A 17269-nucleotide genomic window follows, 5' to 3' on the forward strand; every position below is an offset into this window, starting at 1 on the left:
CCCCAATCAGGCAGCAGCGTGATTGGGGGCTGTTTTTAGGTGCTTAGGCCGAAAGCAACTTATTCATCCGCTTAATAAAGGCGGTTGGGTTTTCCAAGCTGCCTCGTTCGGCAAGCAGAGCCTGTTCAAACAGGAGTTCAATCCAGTCCTTAAAGGCCTCTTCATCAGCCACATCTGCCACGTTTTTCACCATTGGGTGATCAGGGTTGAGCTCAAAGGTATATTTGACCTCTGGAGCTGTCTGGCCCATAGCGGCAAAGAGCTTGGCCATTTGAGTGCCCATTTCATCGCTGTCGGTGGAAACAATGGCTGGCGTGTCGGTCAAGCGGTGGGTTAGCACGACTTTTTTAACACGATCGCCCAGGTAGTTCTTGGTCCGCTCTAAGAAAGAACCAAACTCCGCCTCTTGAGCCTTTTGCTCCTCCTCATTTTCCTTGTCAGCCAGGTCGCCCAGGTCGAGATCAGACTTGGTAATGCTTTGTAGCGGCTTGCCCTCAAAGTCAGTGAGGTAGCTGACCAACCATTCGTCAATGCGGTCAGAAAGCAGGAGCACCTCAATGCCCTTCTTGTTAAAGAGCTCCAAGTGCGGGCTGTTTTTGGCCGCCTGGTAGCTGTCGGCAGTCAGGAAGTAAATGGCCTTTTGGCCTTCCTGCATTCTTGCAATATAATCGCTCAAACTGACCACTTGTTCACTGCTGTCGGTATGGGTTGAAGCAAAACGCAGGAGGCCGGCAATTTGAGCCTTATTGGCCACATCTTCTGCCACACCTTCTTTAAGCACCTGGCCGAACTCCTTCCAGAAGGTTGCATAGTCTTCAGGCTTGTCCTTGGCCAGCTTGTCCAACATTTGCAGGGTACGCTTGGTCAGCGCTGAACGCAGGGCGGCCGTGGTCTTGTTGTCTTGCAGGATCTCACGGGAAACGTTGAGCGGCAGGTCGTTGGAATCCAAAAGGCCCCGCATAAAACGCAGGTAATTCGGCATAAAGACCTCGGCATCGTCCATAATAAAGACCCGCTGCACATAGAGCTTGAGGCCGTGTTTGTGGTCACGGTTAAAGAGATCCCAAGGAGCCTTGCTCGGCACATAGAGCAGGCTGGTGTATTCCTGCTTGCCCTCCACTCGATTGTGGGCCCAGGTCAGCGGCTGGGCAAAATCGTGGCTGATGTGCTTGTAGAATTCCTGGTATTCCTCGTCTGAAATCTCGTTTTTAGCACGAGTCCAAAGGGCCTGGGCCTTGTTGATTTTCTCCCACTTGGTGCCGGTTTCCTTGCCTTCATCATCGTATTCCTTGGTGAGAATTTCCACCGGCAGGCCGATATGGTCGGAATACTTGCTGATGATTTCCCGCAAACGCCATTCGTTAAGGAACTCTTTTTCTTCCTCACGCAGGTGGAGGATGACATCCGTACCACGGCTGGCTTTTTCCACGTTTTCAATGGTGTAATCGCCCTCGCCTGCTGACTCCCAGATAACGCCCTCGGAAGCAGCCAAACCTGCCCCACGGGTTTTGACCGTTACCTTGTCGGCCACGATAAAGGAGGAATAGAAGCCCACCCCAAACTGGCCGATAAGCTGGCTGTCCTTGGCCTGATCGGTGCCTAGGGCAGATAAGAATTCCTTGGTGCCTGATTTGGCAATGGTGCCTAGGTGATCAATCACCTGCTCACGGCTCATCCCGATCCCGTTATCGCTGATGGTAATCGTCCCTAAGGTTTCATCTAGGCTAACACGCACACGCAACTCACCATCGCCTTCATAGAGGCCAGGCTCAGACAGGGCCTTGAAACGCAGCTTATCGGCCGCATCGGAGGCGTTAGAAATTAACTCCCGCAGGAAGATTTCCTTGTTGGAGTAGAGGGAGTGGATCATTAATTGTAGGAGTTGTTTGACTTCCGACTGAAAGCCACGGGTTTCTTTATTAGACATGGATTTCCTCTGTTATTCATGAAAAAACGCAGGAAATATGGGGTGGAATGAAAGGATTTCAAGGCAGGCCAAAGGAAAAATTGGCCTAGCCTTTTTGATAGGTTTTTAAAGCCTCAAAAACAGGGCCTGGCACAAAACCACTGACATTGCCCCCGTGCTTAAAGACTTCTCTGACCACGGTGGAAGACAAAAAGCTCCACTGGCTAGAAGGGGGCAGGAAGACGGTTTCCAGATCTGGCCATAAGCGTTGGTTAAGCTGAGCCAGCTGGATTTCATAGTCAATATCTTCCCCACTTCTAACCCCTCTGATCAGGGCCTGGGCTTGATGGGCTTGGGCGAAATCGGCCAGTAAGCCGCTAAAGCCCAGCACCTCAACATTGTCCAGGTCCCCACAGCTGGCTTGAACCAGTTTTACCCGTTCTTCTAGGCTAAAAAGAGGCTGCTTGCTGGGGTTTTGAGCCACGGCCACAATCAAATGCTCAAAAAGTTTGGCGGCCCGCTGTATGATGTCTAAATGGCCGTTGGTGATGGGGTCGAAGGTGCCGACATAAATAACGTTCATGATTTATTCTCAAGATAAGGAGTGAGGAGCTGCAAGTGGCGCTCAAGCGCCCCTTGGTTTTCTTTTAGGACTTCAAAACCAGCCTGGGCAACCTTTTCGGCCTGATTTGGGGATTTTAAGAGAAAATCAACCGCTTGCACCAGGGCCTGAGCCTGACTCTCAATCTCGATAACCCCGTTTACCTCCCGTAATTTGACAAAGATTTCTGGGAAGTTATAGGTGTGAATGCCCGAAATCACGGGGATTTCAAAGGCAATCGGCTCTAGGGGATTATGGCCACCATGCTTGACCAGGCTGCCGCCCACAAAGGCCATTTGGGACAGGCCATAAAGCAGCATCATTTCCCCCATGGTATCGCCCAATAAGACCTGATGGCTTGAGGCAAGTGCCTGGCCCGAAGAGCGGCGGACAAAGGTAAGCGGGGATTTCTCAATCAGTTCTGCCACCGCCTCAAAACGTTCAGGATGGCGGGGGACTAAGATTAAGACTAAGTCGGGATAGGTTTTTAACAGTGCTTGATGAGCATCTAAAATCAGCTTTTCTTCCCCCTCATGGGTGCTGCCCGCAATCCAAACCAAGCGATGGGCCAGCTGTAATTGCTCACGGGTGGCAATAATGCCCTGCCTGTGTTCTGGGCTAACCTTGAGGTCAAACTTCAAATTGCCGGTATTCACCAAATGTGCTGGATTAAAACCGAGCTGGAGATAACGATCGGCACTGACCTTGTCTTGGGCCATAATCAGCTCAATGCTACTGAACATTTTTTTCAGGGCAGGCTTGATCCAACCATAACGCTGGGCGGAACGGGGGGACAAGCGGGCATTGGCAATAATAAAGGGAATGCCCCGCTTATGGGTTGCCTGAATTAGATTGGGCCAAAGTTCGGTTTCCACCACAATAAAGGCCTTGGGCTGAACAAAATTCAGGAAACGGCCGATGGCATCAGGCAGGTCGTAGGGCAAGTAAAAGTGAGATACGCTGGTGCCAAAAGCCGCCTTAACCCGCTCTGAACCCGTCGGGGTGATGGTGGTAAAAGTAATGGGCAAGCCAGGGTATTGCTGTTGCATGGCCTTAACCAGAGGAGTAATAGCGATGACTTCTCCAACTGAAGCGGCATGAATAACAATCCCATGAGGCTGGGGTTGAGGGCTTTGGCCATAACAAGCATAACGTTCACTCAAGCGTTTTTTATAGGCAGGTTGTTTTAGACTACGCTTGACCATAAGCAGCAAAATAAAGGGCTGCAAGAAATAGCTTAAAAGCGTATAGCAAAAACGAAGCATATTAGTCCTCAAGCGGTTGGTTTTGCGTGATTTTTTGCAAGGCGTAAAAAACTATAACCGCAAAGAAATAGAAAATAGAGCCTGAGTTATGGGATAAAAAGGCTTGTGATAAAGAATAACCCATAACAGCCAATATATGGGTAATCCCCAATAGACCAAATACGCGACTGGCACTGCCCATGGGAGCCTGCTTCAAATTACGTGCAAAACAGACTAGTGGTACAAGAAAAATACTTAACAGACTGGCCAAGCCCAGCAAACCACGAGCAGATCCATCATGTAAATACTGGTTGTGAGCATGGCCAAAAGAGCTAACAATAGGATCAACCAAGCCTTGTTCAACATGTTTTTGGCGCATTTCTCGCACTCCCTGTAAGCCCCAGCCAAAGACAGGTTTTTCCTGTATGCCTAGCAAGGCACTTTCCCACATATCAAAGCGAGCGCCCAAGGAGGTCTGGCCATTATTATTTTCAATATAAAGTTTAATATCTTGCTGAGCTGCACTTATGCGCTTTTCCAAAACCTGATAATTAGCAGCCAACCCAACACTACATAATACAAGGATAAGAGCGATCAATTTTTTGCTTAACACATTGCGATTAAACCATAAAATGAGTACGAGCATGACGGGCAAGACCACCCAAGCCCCACGAGCAGTGGTTAAGACGCTAGCCACTAGACTCGAGCCAAAGCCTGTTAAGGCTAAAATACTACCTAAACGTTGCTTGTTTTGTACAAAATAGAAAAATAGGCAAAGGGAAAAAAGCGCCAAAGACATGGCAATGCCGCCTGCTTGGATCTGCATATGGCTTGGAAAAGGTCTAATATCTAAGAAGGATTGGGCAGCTGCCACAAGACCGGCAAGATTGGCAGCAATAACCAAGCTCATCATTACCCAGCTCACTTTGAGCTGAATACGAAAGAGCAAGAGCAAAATAGGAAGAACAAGCAAGGCACGGCTGGGTAAATCTAGCTCTCTCCCCCTTCCTCCATGAACAAAGAGCGAGGCCACAAAGAGCAAGAAATAAATCACAAAAGCCCCAACCAGCCATCTTGCTTCACTTGATAAGCGAAGTTCTCTGGCTTTAATTGCCTGATAAACAAAGTAAAACCCAGCCAAGGCAAGCAAAATAGGAATTAGGCTATAACTTATCTTAAAATGCAAAATACAGATAAAAAAAAGACCCACAAGTCCTGAATAAACTGCGCCATTATATTGCTTGAGATAGGTAAGCATAATTCCTCCAAGGATTTTTGCCTAATTATAATGAATTATAGAAAATCACCAAAATAATTACAGGGATCACAAAACGTACATAGTTAAACCAGAGTGTGGTAAAGGTTTTGCCAGCACCTAGTTCTTGTTTGGCTTCATCTTTGAGGACGAAACCCACGAAAATAGCACTGCCTAAGGCTGTTAAAATAAAGAGAATATTGCCGCTGATATAGTCAAATGCATCAAAAATGCTCTTGCCCATAATCCGCACGCTGCTCCATTCGTTATCACCTAAAACAGATGGAATATTGCCCAGCACAAAAATGGTGGTAAGGGTCACCACAATGGCAGTAGCGCGGCTCATTTTGGTTTTTTCTTGTAGGGCAGTGATAAGCACTTCAAAAATGGTGAGTGAAGTGGTAAGTGCTGCAACCACTAATAAACTAAAGAAAATAATGGCAAAAATGGTGCCAAATGGCATATTGGAAAAAACAATCGGCAGGCTTTGGAAAACCAGGGTCGGGCCTGAATTTGGGGCCACGCCAAAGCTAAAGAGCGATGGGAAGATCATAAAGCCTGCCAGTAGAGCGATGGCCGTATTGAGTACGCCGGTGATGGTGGCCGTTTTGACTAAGTTCTCTCCCTTGTCTAGGTAGCTAGAAAGGGTAATCAGCACACCGAAACCGAGACTTAAGGCAAAGAAAACCTGGCCTAAGACAAAGATAAAGAGTTCCTTGGTAATTTTGGAGAAATCGGGCATGAGGTAGAACTTAATCCCCTCAGCTGCTCCGTCTAGGGTCACGTTGCGGATGACCATAACGATAAGGAAAATAAACAAAATCGGCATCAGATATTTAACCGAACGCTCAATCCCGTCCACAATGCCCTTGAGTAAGATAAAGAGGTTTGCCAGCACGAAAAGGCCAGTGTAACCAATAATGGCCCAGGGGCTGTTTTGGATACTTTCCTTATAGTAAGTGGCCGTCAGTTCCGCAGTAACAGGGCGAGAAAGATCAAGGGTACCCGAAACCAGGCTGCCGATATAATTGAGCACCCAGCCACCCAAGACCATATAGTAGGCCAGAATGCCGAAAGAGCCCAGTAGGCCCATATAGCCCAAGATCTTCCAGGCGGGATTGATCTGCTTGCCATTGGCACTGCCACCAAAGGCATCAATGGAGTTGACCTGCATACGGCGGCCAATCACGTTTTCAACCAAGATCATAGGGATACCGATCACGATCATGGCCAAGCAGAACAAGGCAACATAGGCACCACCGCCGTTTTCGCCAACTAAATAGGGGAAGCGCCAGGTGGCGCCAAAGCCGACGGTTGCACCAGCTACAGTGAGAACATAAGTTAATCGGCTGGACCAGGATTGTCTTTCTTCTTTCATTTTTTCCTCTTGTTTTTATTTTTGTAAAATGTTGCGGTTTTTTACTCGCTTGTTTAAAACACCGCCACCAACTCCATCACCTTGACCCTCGAACTAGGCTTCTGCCCAATAAAACGTTGCACAGGCAGGCTGTGGATTTGGGCCCCTTGGTAGATCTCTCGGGTAAAAGCCGTATCGTGGTTGGAAATGACCACAGGGATATTTTCCGCCTGAAGCCGCCTGGCCTGTTCTGCCAGGGTTTGCTGCTGCAATAGGCCAAAGTGGTGGCTGGCATATTGGGTAAAATTACTGGCCTGATCCAGCGGGGCATAGGGCGGATCGCAATAGACCACATAGTCGTCTAAATTGTCTACCAACCAATCAAAGAGGGCAACAAAGTCCATACAGACAAAGGTCGCCCGCTCTGCTTTCTGGGCAAAAAAACGGATTTCTGCCTCAGGGAAATAGGGCTTCTTATAGCGGCCAAAGGGCACGTTAAACTGGTGTTTTTGATTATAGCGACAAAGCCCGTTAAAGCCAAAACGGTTGAGGTAGAGAAAGAGCACTGAACGGCGGAAAATGTCACTTTCAGCGTTAAATTCAGCCCTTGTAACATAGTAAAAATCTGCCGTATTGGCCTGGGGATGGTGAAAAATTTCACGGCTGGCAAATAAAAAAGGCTCTAATTGCGTTTTAACCGTGTTGAACAGGTTGATTAAATCAGGGTTGATGTCGGCCAGGAGATAACGTTCAAAATTGGTATTAAGGAAAACCGAACCCGCCCCCACAAAGGGTTCGACCAGGCAGGCCCCTTGTGGCAGGTGTTTATTGATTTCAGGGGCCAGGCGATATTTCCCGCCAGCCCACTTCAAGAAGGCTCGGTTTTTCACAGTTTAGTCCTGGGTGCAGGTTCGGATGGCTTCTAGCACTTGCTCTTCGCTTGCCTGTGAAGTGACATAGGCCTGGCCTAGTGCCTTCAACAAGATCAAGCGAAGTTTACCTGCCAGCACCTTTTTGTCCCGCCACATATAAGGCAGGTAGTCAGCAGGCTGCATGCCATCTGGAGAAACGGTTGGTAGATTGGCTCGGGCCAGTAATTTTTCAAGGCGGGCCACAGCAAGCGGGTCTAAATCGCCCAAAATTTGCGAAAGCACCGCGGCTTCCAACATGCCCACAGCAACCGCCTCGCCGTGCAGCCATCTGCCGTAGCCCATATAGGCTTCAATGGCATGGCCGAAAGTGTGACCTAGGTTTAGCAAGGCACGATCGCCCTTCTCTTTCTCATCACGGGCAACAACGTCAGCCTTGAGCTGGCAACAGCGTTGAATACAGTACTCAAGGGCTTCTTGTTTAAGGCCAACCAGATCACCAATATGAGCTTCCAGCCATTCAAAAAACGGTAAATCAAAAATCGCCCCGTATTTGATGACCTCTGCCAAGCCAGCACTGACCTGACGATGCTCCAGCGTTTTCAGGGTATCGGTGTCGATAATCACGGCCTGTGGCTGGTAAAAGGCCCCGATCATATTCTTGCCTAAAGCGTGGTTTACGCCTGTTTTGCCGCCCACAGACGAATCCACTTGGGCTAAAAGCGTGGTTGGGATCTGAATAAAACGAATACCACGTTGATAACTAGCAGCCGCAAAGCCGGCCACATCACCAATCACGCCACCGCCTAGGGCAATCAAAATCGAATCCCGATTGTGATTTTTCTCCAATAGGGCAGTAAAGATCAGGTTAAGCGAATCTAAGGTTTTGTGGGCTTCGCCGTCTGGAATTAAGACACTATCGACCGTGCAACCCGCCGCGGTCAAGGTTTGTTCCACCTGGGCCAGGTAGTGAGGGGCAATGGCGGGGTTGGACACAATCATCACTTTATCGCCTGCTTTTACAGGGTAGCAAGAGGCGTCCTTAAGTAACCCCTGCCCAATGCGGATAGGATAACTCTGAACCCCTAATTCAACCTTGACCTGCAACATACCTGCCCCCTTGTTTTATTGTAAATTGTCAATCATATCAATGATTTGGGTTGCAACCACCTTGGCACTTTGGTCATCGGTTTGCAACACAATATCCGCCACTTCTTCATAGAGCGGATTGCGGATCTTGGCCAGCTCTTCTAGTGTCTTGCGTGGATCTTCGGTTTGCAAGAGTGGGCGTTTTTTATCCCGCTGGGTACGCTCAAACTGCTTATCGACCGTGGTTTCCAAATAGATCACAATTCCACGGGCAGACAGCACATTGCGGTTGTCCTTAGAAAGTACCGAACCGCCACCTGTGGAGAGCACAATGCCCTGGCCCTGGGTCAGCTCATTGATGATCCGCTCTTCACGCTTACGGAAGCCGGCTTCGCCTTCCACATCAAAAATCCAGTCAATATCTGCCCCAGCACGGCTTTCGATTTCGCTGTCGGTATCAATAAAGTCCATACCCAACATTTGTGCCAACTGGCGACCAATGGTGCTTTTGCCCGCACCCATAGGGCCTACTAAGAAAATATTACGTTTTTCTGCCATTTTCTAATCTTAAAAATGAATGAACACCTCGACTTGTAAAAAGGTTTGCAAAAAATCACGAAAAAACAACCGCTTGCAGGAGCAAGCGGTCTGATTTTCAGGATTTTTTACAAATAAGGGTGGTTTTTAGTTTAAAATATAAGCAAATCACCCTACAAATCGCCCAAATAAAGATGGGCGTGATTATCGCAATAAATGGGGTAGGTTTTCAACCTAAACCGTATTTAATTTAGCCAGGTAGTATTTTAAATCCAACCCCGTCGAATTCGACGGGGTTGGATTAAGCTTAAGATAAAGAGTGCCTTTTGGGATCACCCTTCAGGACAAAATTTTTCTTTGCTCGCATAAGGTTCCCCAAAGGGGAACATTTATATCTAACCGTGGGTAAGCATTACCCACGGCTTGAAGAAGAAAAAGGCGTTTAGAAAATCCATAAAATTTTGCCCCGCTTGTGTTAGAATAGGCCAATTTTTTGACGGTAAACAGAGGATAGGGAATGCAATTTATCGGTAAAATTTTAGGTTTTTTTATTGGCTATAAGCTAACGGGCAGCCTCTTTGGTGGGCTTTTGGGTTTGATTTTGGGCCATTTGGCTGATAAGAAGCTCTATGAATTAGGTTCGGTGTCGTCTAGCTTTTTTGGCAAGGGGCTGACCCGTCAGTCGCTTTTCACCCAAACCACCTTTGCGGTGCTGGGCCATTTGGCCAAGTCCAAGGGGCGGGTGACCGAAGATGATATCCAGCTAGCCAGCCAGCTGATGAACCAGCTCAAGCTGGATGAAGCTGGGCGGAAACAGGCCCAACAGGCCTTTAACTTGGGCAAGGATGCAGATTTCCCCCTGCGTAAGGTAATCGGCGAGTTTCGGGAGGCCTGTGGCCAGCGCCGTGACCTGCTTAATTTCTTTGTCCAGGTGCAAATGCAGGCCGCCCTCCACGATGGCGTGCTTGACCCGAATGAGCAGCAGGTGCTTTATACCATGGCCGAAGCCATGGGCATGAACCGTATTCAGTTTGAACAAATGTTGGCCATGACCTTAGCCGCCCAACGCTTCCGTTCAGGCTATTATCAGCAGCAATCGCAAGGTTCTTATCAACAGCAAGGCAGCTATGGTGGCGGCTACAGCCAGCCTGGGCGTCCGAGTGTGGACGATGCCTATAAGGTCTTGGGCGTGTCGGCTCAAGATGAGCAAAATACAGTTAAGCGGGCCTATCGCAAGCTCATGAGCGAGAACCACCCAGACAAGCTGGCCTCCAAGGGCCTGCCGCCTGAAATGATGGAAATGGCCAAGGAAAAGGCCCAGCAAATACAGGCTGCCTACGATTTAATTTGTAAAACCAAGGGGTGGAAATAATGCAGCAACGTTCCCACACTATTCCACTTTTTTTAGCCATTGTTGTTACCGTAATCGCTGTCTGGTCGGGGCTTAACCCGACTGATCGCGCCGTTTGGTATGCCGAAGTCGCCCCCATTTTTGTGGTCTTTGGCCTCTTGATTTTAACCTATCCTCGCTTTCAGTTTAGCGGCCTGGCCTATTTCCTTATGTCCCTTTGGCTGATTATGCACCTGATTGGCGCTAAATATACCTTTGCCAACGTGCCCTTTGACTGGGCCAATCAGTTCCTCAGCCCCTTTTTAGGCGAGGATCGCAACCACTTCGACCGTGTTGCCCATTATATTATCGGCTTTTACAGCTTCCCCATGGCTGAATGGCTCTTGAGAACACGCAAGTGCGGCTTGGGTGTGGCCTTCTTCTTCTCCCTCTTCTTTATTATGTCGGTGGCGGCGGCCTATGAGATCATTGAATGGCAGTATGCGGTGATTGAGGGCGGCAATGCTGGCATTGAGTTTTTAGGCTCTCAAGGCGATATTTGGGATGCCCAGAAGGATATGCTGGCTGATACGCTTGGGGCTTTAACGGCTTTGCTTATCTATCTGATCGCCCGTCCTGATCTGAAACGTTACTAACATTTCTTAATAGTCCCCCCCTCAGCCCTTCGGGCAGCTCCCCCGTAAACGGAGGGAGCGAAGAATATGAGATATTGATAAAAATTTCCCTCCACCCGCTTGCGGGGGAGGTGCCGAAGGCGGAGGGGGAAGTAAATATCAATAACCCCTAACAAGCGGATTAAAATCTTGAAAAACTTGCAAGTTATCCTGGCCCCCATGCAGGGGGTACTTGATCCTTTTGTCCGTCAGCTTTTGACGGCGGTAAATGACTACGATCTCTGTATTTCGGAATTTGTGCGGGTGGTGGATCAGAAACTACCTAAAAAGGCCTTTTACCGCCTTTGCCCTGAACTCCATCAGGGGGGCTTCACGCCCTCTGGCACGCCTGTGCGGGTGCAGATTTTAGGTCAGCATCCCCAATGGTTAGCCGAAAATGCTTTGCTTGCAGTGGAGCTGGGTTCTCACGGGGTCGATCTCAACTGCGGCTGCCCCTCTAAAACCGTGAATGGTAGCAATGGTGGGGCTTCTCTGCTGAAAGATCCTGACCTGATTTACCGAGCCACCAAGGCCATGCGGGAGGCTGTGCCAGCCCATCAAGTGGTGTCGGTTAAGGTCCGTTTAGGCTGGGACGACAGCAGCCGCTGCTTTGAAATTGCCGATGCGGTCGCCCAAGGCGGGGCCAATGAAATCACCATCCATGGCCGCACCAAGCAGGATGGCTACCGGGCCGAACGGATTAACTGGCAGGCCATCGGTGACATTCAAAAGCGCCTAGCTATTCCCGTGATTGCCAATGGTGAAATTTGGGACTATGAATCTGCAAAAAAATGCCAAGAAGTGACCGCTTGTAACCGCCTGATGATGGGCCGAGGGGCGCTCAATGTGCCTAACCTTAGCCGTGTGGTCAAATACAATGCCCCCAAGATGCCTTGGGATCAGGTCCTAGGCCTGCTCTATCAATATGTCAATATGGAAAATGAGCAGGACACGGGCTTCTACCACGTTGCCCGCATTAAGCAGTGGTTGCGTTATTTAGACAAGGAATACCCCGAAGCGGCACAATTATTCGACATCCTCAAAACTGAACATGGCTATGCTGGGCTTAAGGCCCATATCGAACAGGCATCTTCCCGCGCTTAAAAAATTTTGTGATCTAGTTCTCAAATTTACAATCTTTCATTTGCTTTCGTTTTTGTTTTTAATAAACTTAATCGCAAGCAATCAAAGCAGTTTTCTGGTTGCTGACAGGAGAGAAAATGAAAAGCAGTGTTGAAAGACAAAGCGAAATATTGGAGTTACTACAGCAGGCGGGTAGCCAGCGTGTAGAAATATTAGCCAAACACTTTCAAGTTTCATCTGTTACCATTCGTAACGACTTAAATGTATTGGAAAAACAAGGGCTTATTACCCGCTCCTACGGGGTGGCTGTACTCAATGCCTACTTAAATAAAGAGCTGTCCATTTCCGATAAGGACACCAAATTTCCTGAACGCAAGGCCAAGATCGGTAAATTGGCGGCCTCCCTACTCAAGGATGGCGAAAAAGTGATTTTCGATTCTGGCACAACAACGAAAGCAATCGTAAATCACTTGGGTGAGCTAGACATCGTGGCCATGACTAACGGCTTGGATATTGCGATGGCACTTTCTGCCTGTCCGAATGTGGAGGTTCGCATTAGTGGCGGCACGCTTCGTAAAAATGCCATGTCTTTTTCGGGTTTAATGGCTAACGAAAATCTCCGCCAATATCGCTTTGATAAGGTCTTTTTGGGGGTGGATGGCTTCGACTTAAAACGAGGCATTACCACCTTCAACGAGCAAGAGGGCTACCTCAACCGCCTGATGACCGAAATTGCTGATCAGGTGATTGTGGTCACCGACTCCAGCAAGTTCGGCCAGTACAGTGAATTTGTCATCTGTGCCGCCGATGAAATTGATATTTTGGTGACGGATAACCAAATCCCCAGCCACTACCGCCAGCAGCTAGAAAGCCTTGGGGTGAAGGTGTTGGTGGCTGAATAATAAGATCCCCTCCCTCGCTTGCGGGGAGGGCTAGGGAGGGGGGATTGCCGTAGGGCAACAAGCGGTAGAAATTACACGAAAATTTGCAAATTTTTTCAGAAAATAATCGCTTGTTTTCTTGAGCCTTGCTCAATCCCCCACCCCAACCCTCCCCCGCAAGCGGGGGAGGGGGTAGCAACAAATAAAAGGAGACAACCATGTTCCTTCACATCCCTCAAAGCGAATTGGCAGCCCAAAATGCCCTTTGGACAGCCAAGGAAATTGAGCAACAGCCGGCCACTTGGCTCAAAACCCAAGCTCTGGTTGCCAGCTCGCAAATTCAAGCCTTTTTGCAACCGCTGCTTAAACGGGCTCAAGCGGGTTCTTTACGCATTATTTTTACAGGGGCAGGCACATCTGCCTTTATCGGGGGCGTAGTTGCGCCAATCCTCAGTCAGCAATTAGGCTTTGTGGTTGAAGCCATTGCCAGTACGGATTTAGTTTCTAACCCAACCCAACATTTCTTTAAAGATAAACCAACCCTTCTTGTTTCCTTCGCCCGTTCGGGCAACAGCCCTGAAAGTGTCGGGGCGGTGCAATTAGCCGATGAATTGGTCGATGAAATCTATCATTTAGCTATCACCAACAACCAAAACGGTGCCTTGTCGGTAAAATGCCATGATAATCCCACCGCTTTCGCCCTCAATCTGCCTGATGAAACCTGCGACAAGGGCTTTGCGATGACCTCCAGTGCCAGCAATATGATGTTGGCCGCCCTCTTGAGTTTTGTGCCAAACCGTTACGATTTAGCTTGGCTGCAAGCCGTGTGTGAGCGAACCGAACATTGCTTAAAAGAAGAAGCCCCAGCCGTGCGAGAACTTGCCAAACTGCCAGTAGAACGTGTGGTTTACCTCGGTTCTGGCCATTTCGCCCCGCTTGCTCAAGAAGCCGCCCTTAAAATTTTAGAACTGACCGCAGGGCAGCGTTTGGCTGTCTATGATTCGCCAATGGGCTTCCGCCACGGGCCGAAATCTTTAGTGCAGGGCGAAACCTTAATTTTGGTGATGACCTCACAAAATGCTTACACCTCTCGCTATGAAGACGATCTCTACCAAGAATTAGTCCGCGATCAAAAGGCCAAAAAAGTGGTGGCAATTGGGGCTTCAACAAGCGGTGCAATTCCTGCCGATTTTTGCAAAAACCATTTAGATGACGCAGGCCGCATCTTCCTCTATCTCACCCTGGCTCAATGCTATGCCTTTTATAGTTCCTTTGAGTTGGGCTACACCACCGATAACCCTTGCCCGACTGGGGAGGTTAATCGAGTAGTGCAGGGCGTGACCCTCTATCCATTTTCAAATAACAACGACTAAAAGGAGGCCTTATGGCAATTCTCAATACACGAATTGATGGTCGCTTAATCCACGGACAGGTAGCAAACCTGTGGACATCCTACCTCAACATTACCCGCATTATGGTGGTGGACGAAGTCGCCGCTAACAACGACATCGACAAGGCAGGGCTTCGCTTGGCTTGCCCGGCTGGGGTGAACCTAAGCGTGCTGACGGTGGAAAAAGCTGCCAATAACATCAACGAAGGGCGTTACGACAGCCAACGCGTGCTCTTGGTGGTGCGTAATCCGCAAACACTTTTGCAATTAGTTAATGCAGGCGTGCAGCTTACCGAAATTAACGTGGGGAATATGTCGCAAACCCCTGAAACACGTTCCATCAAAAAATCGGTTAATGTGACCGATGCGGATGTGGAAGTGTTCAAACAGCTTTCTGCAAAAGGCATTAGTTTGACCGCTCAAATGGTGCCTAATGAAGAAAAAATCGACCTTATGAAACTTCTCTAGGAGGGAAAAACTATGCTTGAATGGTGGCAAATCCTTTTGATTACGCTCTATGCGTTTTATCAAATTCTCGATGAAATCACAATCGTATCTAGTGCGGGTTCTCCCGTCTTTGCAGGCTTAATTACTGGCCTCATTATGGGCGACCTGACCACCGGCTTACTGATTGGTGGTTCAATGCAATTAACCGTACTCGGTGTGGGTACCTTCGGTGGGGCATCTCGTATCGATGCTAACTCAGGTACCGTTATCGCAACCGCATTTTCCGTATCAGCCGGTATGGATCCGCAACTTGCCTTAACCACCTTAGCTGTACCAATCGCAGCCTTGATGGTTTACACCGACATCTTAGCCCGTATGTCTAACGTTTTCTTTGCTCACCGCATTGATAAAAACGTGAAAAACCACGAGTACAATGCAATCACCGTCAACTACCTCTTAGGGTCAGTGGCTTGGGGTCTCTCTCGTGCCCTTCCAATCTTCTTGGCACTGGTCTTTGGTGGCCCATTTGTGGCTAAACTGGCAGAAGCAATGCAAACCGGTGTGTTGAAAGTGATCGCTGACGGCTTAACCCTTGCAGGCGGCGTGTTACCAGCCCTTGGTTTCGCTATCCTCTTGCGTTACCTCCCAACCAAACGCCATATTGCCTACTTAATCTTAAGTTTTGCCTTAACCGCAATCTTTATCACCCTCTTCGGCAACATCAACGCCGTGGGTGCCAAAGCAGGCGTGGCCAATGCCATTACCAACGTACCAATGCTTGCTATGGCGGCAATCGGTTTAGCCCTTGCCATTATGGTTTACAACCGCAGTGTTAATGAAGGCAGCCCAGTACAAGCGGCTAAAACCCCTTCAGCAAAAGGAGAAATTGAAGATGACGAACTCTAATCAACACATTGAAGTGGGCAACCCAAAAGGCTATAAACTCAACGATGCCGACTTCCGCCAAATCAATACCCGCAGCCTCTTCCTCAACCAAGTAGGCTGGAACTATGAACGTATGCAAGGCTCAGGCTACCTCTGGATTATTTTGCCACAGCTTCGCAAAATGTATGGCGACAACACCCCAGAACTGCAAAAAGCAATGGAAATGCACACCCAGTTCTTCAACACCAGTCCATTCTTTAACACCATTGTGAAAGGGATTGACTTGGCACTCGAAGAAAAACAAGGAACCAAATCTTTTGAAGCGGTTTCAGGGATCAAATCAGGCTTAATGGGGCCATTCGCCGCCATTGGTGATGCGATTTTCGGCTCACTTGTCCCTGCCATTATGGGGGCGATTGCCGCAACAATGGCTCTCCAAGGCAACCCAACAGGGGTCTTCCTCTGGGTCTTTGTGGCTATCCTCACAATGGTATTCCGCTGGGTACAACTCAAAATTGCCTACCGTGAAGGGGTCAGTCTGGTCACTACTTTAGGCCACAAACTCAACGCCTTAACCAACGCCGCTACCGTACTCGGGGTCTTCGTGGTCGGAGTGATGTGTGCCACCATGGTGAATGTCCACGTCCCTTATGTGGCCACCATCGGTGAAAAAGTGGTCTCCGCCCAGGCTAACCTAGACCTCATTCTCCCACGCCTCGTGCCTGCCCTTGTAGTTGGTTTCGTTTACTGGCTATTAGGCAGACCAAAAATGAACTCGAATAAAGCCATTATGATCATCATCGTGCTTTGTATCTTGTTCTCTTGGTTGGGGGTTTTGGCTAAGGGCTAAAACGGAAGCTAAATAAACCGTGGATAGTCAAATATCCACGGTTTACTCCCCTCTTTAGCAAAGAGGGGCAGGGGGAGATTTGGCAGAAGTGATAACAGAGTGAGGGCTATATTAGAAGTAAGATAAAAAGGATTATTCTAGGACTAATCACACTCTCACTTCGCTATTTCTACTGCCAAATCTCCCCTAACCCCTCTTTGCTAAAGAGGGGGATGGATCTTCGCAAAGTTTACGTTTATCTGACTAATCAACCAAAATTTGCAAAAACTTCAACTTTTTGACCCGCTTGTATTTATGAAAACCCTCTACATCTTCGACTTCGATGGCACGCTTGCCGACACTCTTCCCCTCTGCTTTATGTGCTTTCGGGAAACCTTCCTTAAATACAAGGGCGAGTTGTTAACCAACGCCCAAATCGAAGCCCATTTTGGCGGTTCTGAGGTGGAAATCATCGAAAAAATCGTGGGTGGCAGTGAGGCAACCAAGCAACAAGCGGTCGAATTTTACTACCAACTTTACCAAACCAATCACAGGCTTTACGCCAGTTGCCCCGAGCCAATCAGAACAATGCTTAATCAACTCAAGGCAGAAGGCAAAAAATTAGCCGTCTTTACCGGCAAAGGCAGACGAAGTCTTGATTATTCCCTCAAGGCCCTAGGGCTAGAAGATACTTTCGATTTAACCATCAGTGATGACGACATCGCAAATTCCAAACCCGCCCCGATGGCTTAATTAAAATTCTGCAACAATTACAAATCGACAAGGCAGAGGCGGTTTACTTTGGCGACAGCCCAGCCGATGTGCTGGCAGGCAATCAGGCAGGGGTGGAAACCCATTTAATCGACTGGATCGCCAATCCTCAAGCTCACAT

General features: G+C 48.6%; 17 protein-coding genes. 9 read left to right on the plus strand and 8 right to left on the minus strand.

Features of this window, described 5'->3' with window-relative positions; all coding sequences use genetic code 11:
* Positions 1-43: 43 nt before the first annotated feature.
* The 8 genes from A4G20_09090 to A4G20_09125 all read right to left on the minus strand — a co-directional run bounded on the left by A4G20_09090 (position 44) and on the right by A4G20_09125 (position 8879).
* Positions 44-1927, minus strand: coding sequence for a molecular chaperone HtpG (locus tag A4G20_09090; protein ID QIW16477.1), 1884 nt, complete (start codon positions 1925-1927; stop codon positions 44-46).
* A gap of 85 nt (positions 1928-2012) precedes the next feature.
* Positions 2013-2489, minus strand: coding sequence for a pantetheine-phosphate adenylyltransferase (locus A4G20_09095; protein QIW16478.1), 477 nt, complete (start codon positions 2487-2489; stop codon positions 2013-2015).
* Positions 2486-3772, minus strand: coding sequence for a 3-deoxy-D-manno-octulosonic acid transferase (locus A4G20_09100; GenBank protein QIW16479.1), 1287 nt, complete (start codon positions 3770-3772; stop codon positions 2486-2488). The genes A4G20_09095 and A4G20_09100 overlap by 4 nt, the downstream gene beginning before the upstream one ends.
* A 1-nt stretch (position 3773) precedes the next feature.
* Positions 3774-5009, minus strand: a complete 1236-nt coding sequence (locus A4G20_09105; GenBank protein QIW16480.1) for an RfaL protein — start codon at positions 5007-5009, stop codon at positions 3774-3776.
* Positions 5010-5034: 25 nt separating this feature from the next.
* The gene (locus A4G20_09110; protein ID QIW16481.1) at positions 5035-6384 is read right to left on the minus strand and encodes a transporter; all 1350 of its coding nucleotides are present in this window, start codon (positions 6382-6384) and stop codon (positions 5035-5037) included.
* Between the two features lie 53 nt (positions 6385-6437).
* The gene (locus A4G20_09115; protein ID QIW16482.1) at positions 6438-7253 is read right to left on the minus strand and encodes a DNA adenine methylase; all 816 of its coding nucleotides are present in this window, start codon (positions 7251-7253) and stop codon (positions 6438-6440) included.
* 3 nt (positions 7254-7256) lie between these two features.
* Positions 7257-8342: a 3-dehydroquinate synthase gene (locus A4G20_09120; protein ID QIW16483.1), complete on the minus strand. Its 1086-nt coding sequence runs from the start codon at positions 8340-8342 to the stop codon at positions 7257-7259.
* A gap of 15 nt (positions 8343-8357) precedes the next feature.
* Positions 8358-8879 carry a shikimate kinase I gene (locus A4G20_09125; GenBank protein ID QIW16484.1) on the minus strand — a complete coding sequence of 174 codons (522 nt, stop codon included), beginning with the start codon at positions 8877-8879 and terminating at the stop codon, positions 8358-8360.
* Positions 8880-9375: 496 nt separating this feature from the next.
* Here A4G20_09125 and A4G20_09130 point away from each other — a divergent pair, with 496 nt between their 5' ends.
* From A4G20_09130 to A4G20_09170, 9 genes are all read left to right on the plus strand, one after another.
* Positions 9376-10230, plus strand: coding sequence for a molecular chaperone DjlA (locus A4G20_09130; GenBank protein QIW16485.1), 855 nt, complete (start codon positions 9376-9378; stop codon positions 10228-10230).
* Positions 10230-10844 carry a hypothetical protein gene (locus A4G20_09135; GenBank protein ID QIW16486.1) on the plus strand — a complete coding sequence of 205 codons (615 nt, stop codon included), beginning with the start codon at positions 10230-10232 and terminating at the stop codon, positions 10842-10844. Before A4G20_09130 ends, A4G20_09135 begins: the two co-directional genes overlap by 1 nt.
* A gap of 165 nt (positions 10845-11009) precedes the next feature.
* On the plus strand, positions 11010-11966 hold the full coding sequence (locus tag A4G20_09140; GenBank protein ID QIW16487.1) for a tRNA dihydrouridine synthase DusC: 957 nt from the start codon (positions 11010-11012) through the stop codon (positions 11964-11966).
* Between the two features lie 116 nt (positions 11967-12082).
* Positions 12083-12847: a transcriptional regulator gene (locus A4G20_09145; protein QIW16488.1), complete on the plus strand. Its 765-nt coding sequence runs from the start codon at positions 12083-12085 to the stop codon at positions 12845-12847.
* Between the two features lie 197 nt (positions 12848-13044).
* Entirely contained in the window at positions 13045-14199 is a 1155-nt protein-coding gene (locus A4G20_09150) for a tagatose-6-phosphate ketose isomerase (GenBank protein QIW16489.1), read from the plus strand.
* Between the two features lie 11 nt (positions 14200-14210).
* Entirely contained in the window at positions 14211-14684 is a 474-nt protein-coding gene (locus A4G20_09155) for a PTS mannose transporter subunit IIAB (protein QIW16490.1), read from the plus strand.
* A 12-nt stretch (positions 14685-14696) separates the two neighbouring features.
* Positions 14697-15569: a PTS fructose transporter subunit IIC gene (locus A4G20_09160; GenBank protein ID QIW16491.1), complete on the plus strand. Its 873-nt coding sequence runs from the start codon at positions 14697-14699 to the stop codon at positions 15567-15569.
* Entirely contained in the window at positions 15556-16398 is an 843-nt protein-coding gene (locus A4G20_09165; GenBank protein ID QIW16492.1) for a PTS fructose transporter subunit IID, read from the plus strand. The genes A4G20_09160 and A4G20_09165 overlap by 14 nt, the downstream gene beginning before the upstream one ends.
* A gap of 294 nt (positions 16399-16692) precedes the next feature.
* Positions 16693-17130, plus strand: a complete 438-nt coding sequence (locus A4G20_09170; GenBank protein ID QIW16493.1) for a hypothetical protein — start codon at positions 16693-16695, stop codon at positions 17128-17130.
* The last annotated feature ends 139 nt before the right edge of the window (positions 17131-17269 follow it).

The sequence above is a fragment of the Pasteurellaceae bacterium RH1A genome (genome assembly GCA_012221805.1).
Lineage (GTDB): Bacteria > Pseudomonadota > Gammaproteobacteria > Enterobacterales > Pasteurellaceae > RH1A.

What these genes read in the sequence shown, in the direction of transcription:
- A4G20_09110 (QIW16481.1), bottom strand. Translation starts at nt 6,384, where the DNA reads ATGAAAGAAGAAAGACAATCCTGGTCCAGCCGATTAACTTATGTTCTC.
- A4G20_09170 (QIW16493.1), top strand. Translation starts at nt 16,693, where the DNA reads ATGAAAACCCTCTACATCTTCGACTTCGATGGCACGCTTGCCGACACT.
- A4G20_09160 (QIW16491.1), top strand. Translation starts at nt 14,697, where the DNA reads ATGCTTGAATGGTGGCAAATCCTTTTGATTACGCTCTATGCGTTTTAT.
- A4G20_09135 (QIW16486.1), top strand. Translation starts at nt 10,230, where the DNA reads ATGCAGCAACGTTCCCACACTATTCCACTTTTTTTAGCCATTGTTGTT.
- A4G20_09150 (QIW16489.1), top strand. Translation starts at nt 13,045, where the DNA reads ATGTTCCTTCACATCCCTCAAAGCGAATTGGCAGCCCAAAATGCCCTT.
- A4G20_09125 (QIW16484.1), bottom strand. Translation starts at nt 8,879, where the DNA reads ATGGCAGAAAAACGTAATATTTTCTTAGTAGGCCCTATGGGTGCGGGC.
- A4G20_09145 (QIW16488.1), top strand. Translation starts at nt 12,083, where the DNA reads ATGAAAAGCAGTGTTGAAAGACAAAGCGAAATATTGGAGTTACTACAG.
- A4G20_09165 (QIW16492.1), top strand. Translation starts at nt 15,556, where the DNA reads ATGACGAACTCTAATCAACACATTGAAGTGGGCAACCCAAAAGGCTAT.
- A4G20_09130 (QIW16485.1), top strand. Translation starts at nt 9,376, where the DNA reads ATGCAATTTATCGGTAAAATTTTAGGTTTTTTTATTGGCTATAAGCTA.
- A4G20_09095 (QIW16478.1), bottom strand. Translation starts at nt 2,489, where the DNA reads ATGAACGTTATTTATGTCGGCACCTTCGACCCCATCACCAACGGCCAT.
- A4G20_09120 (QIW16483.1), bottom strand. Translation starts at nt 8,342, where the DNA reads ATGTTGCAGGTCAAGGTTGAATTAGGGGTTCAGAGTTATCCTATCCGC.
- A4G20_09105 (QIW16480.1), bottom strand. Translation starts at nt 5,009, where the DNA reads ATGCTTACCTATCTCAAGCAATATAATGGCGCAGTTTATTCAGGACTT.
- A4G20_09100 (QIW16479.1), bottom strand. Translation starts at nt 3,772, where the DNA reads ATGCTTCGTTTTTGCTATACGCTTTTAAGCTATTTCTTGCAGCCCTTT.
- A4G20_09155 (QIW16490.1), top strand. Translation starts at nt 14,211, where the DNA reads ATGGCAATTCTCAATACACGAATTGATGGTCGCTTAATCCACGGACAG.
- A4G20_09090 (QIW16477.1), bottom strand. Translation starts at nt 1,927, where the DNA reads ATGTCTAATAAAGAAACCCGTGGCTTTCAGTCGGAAGTCAAACAACTC.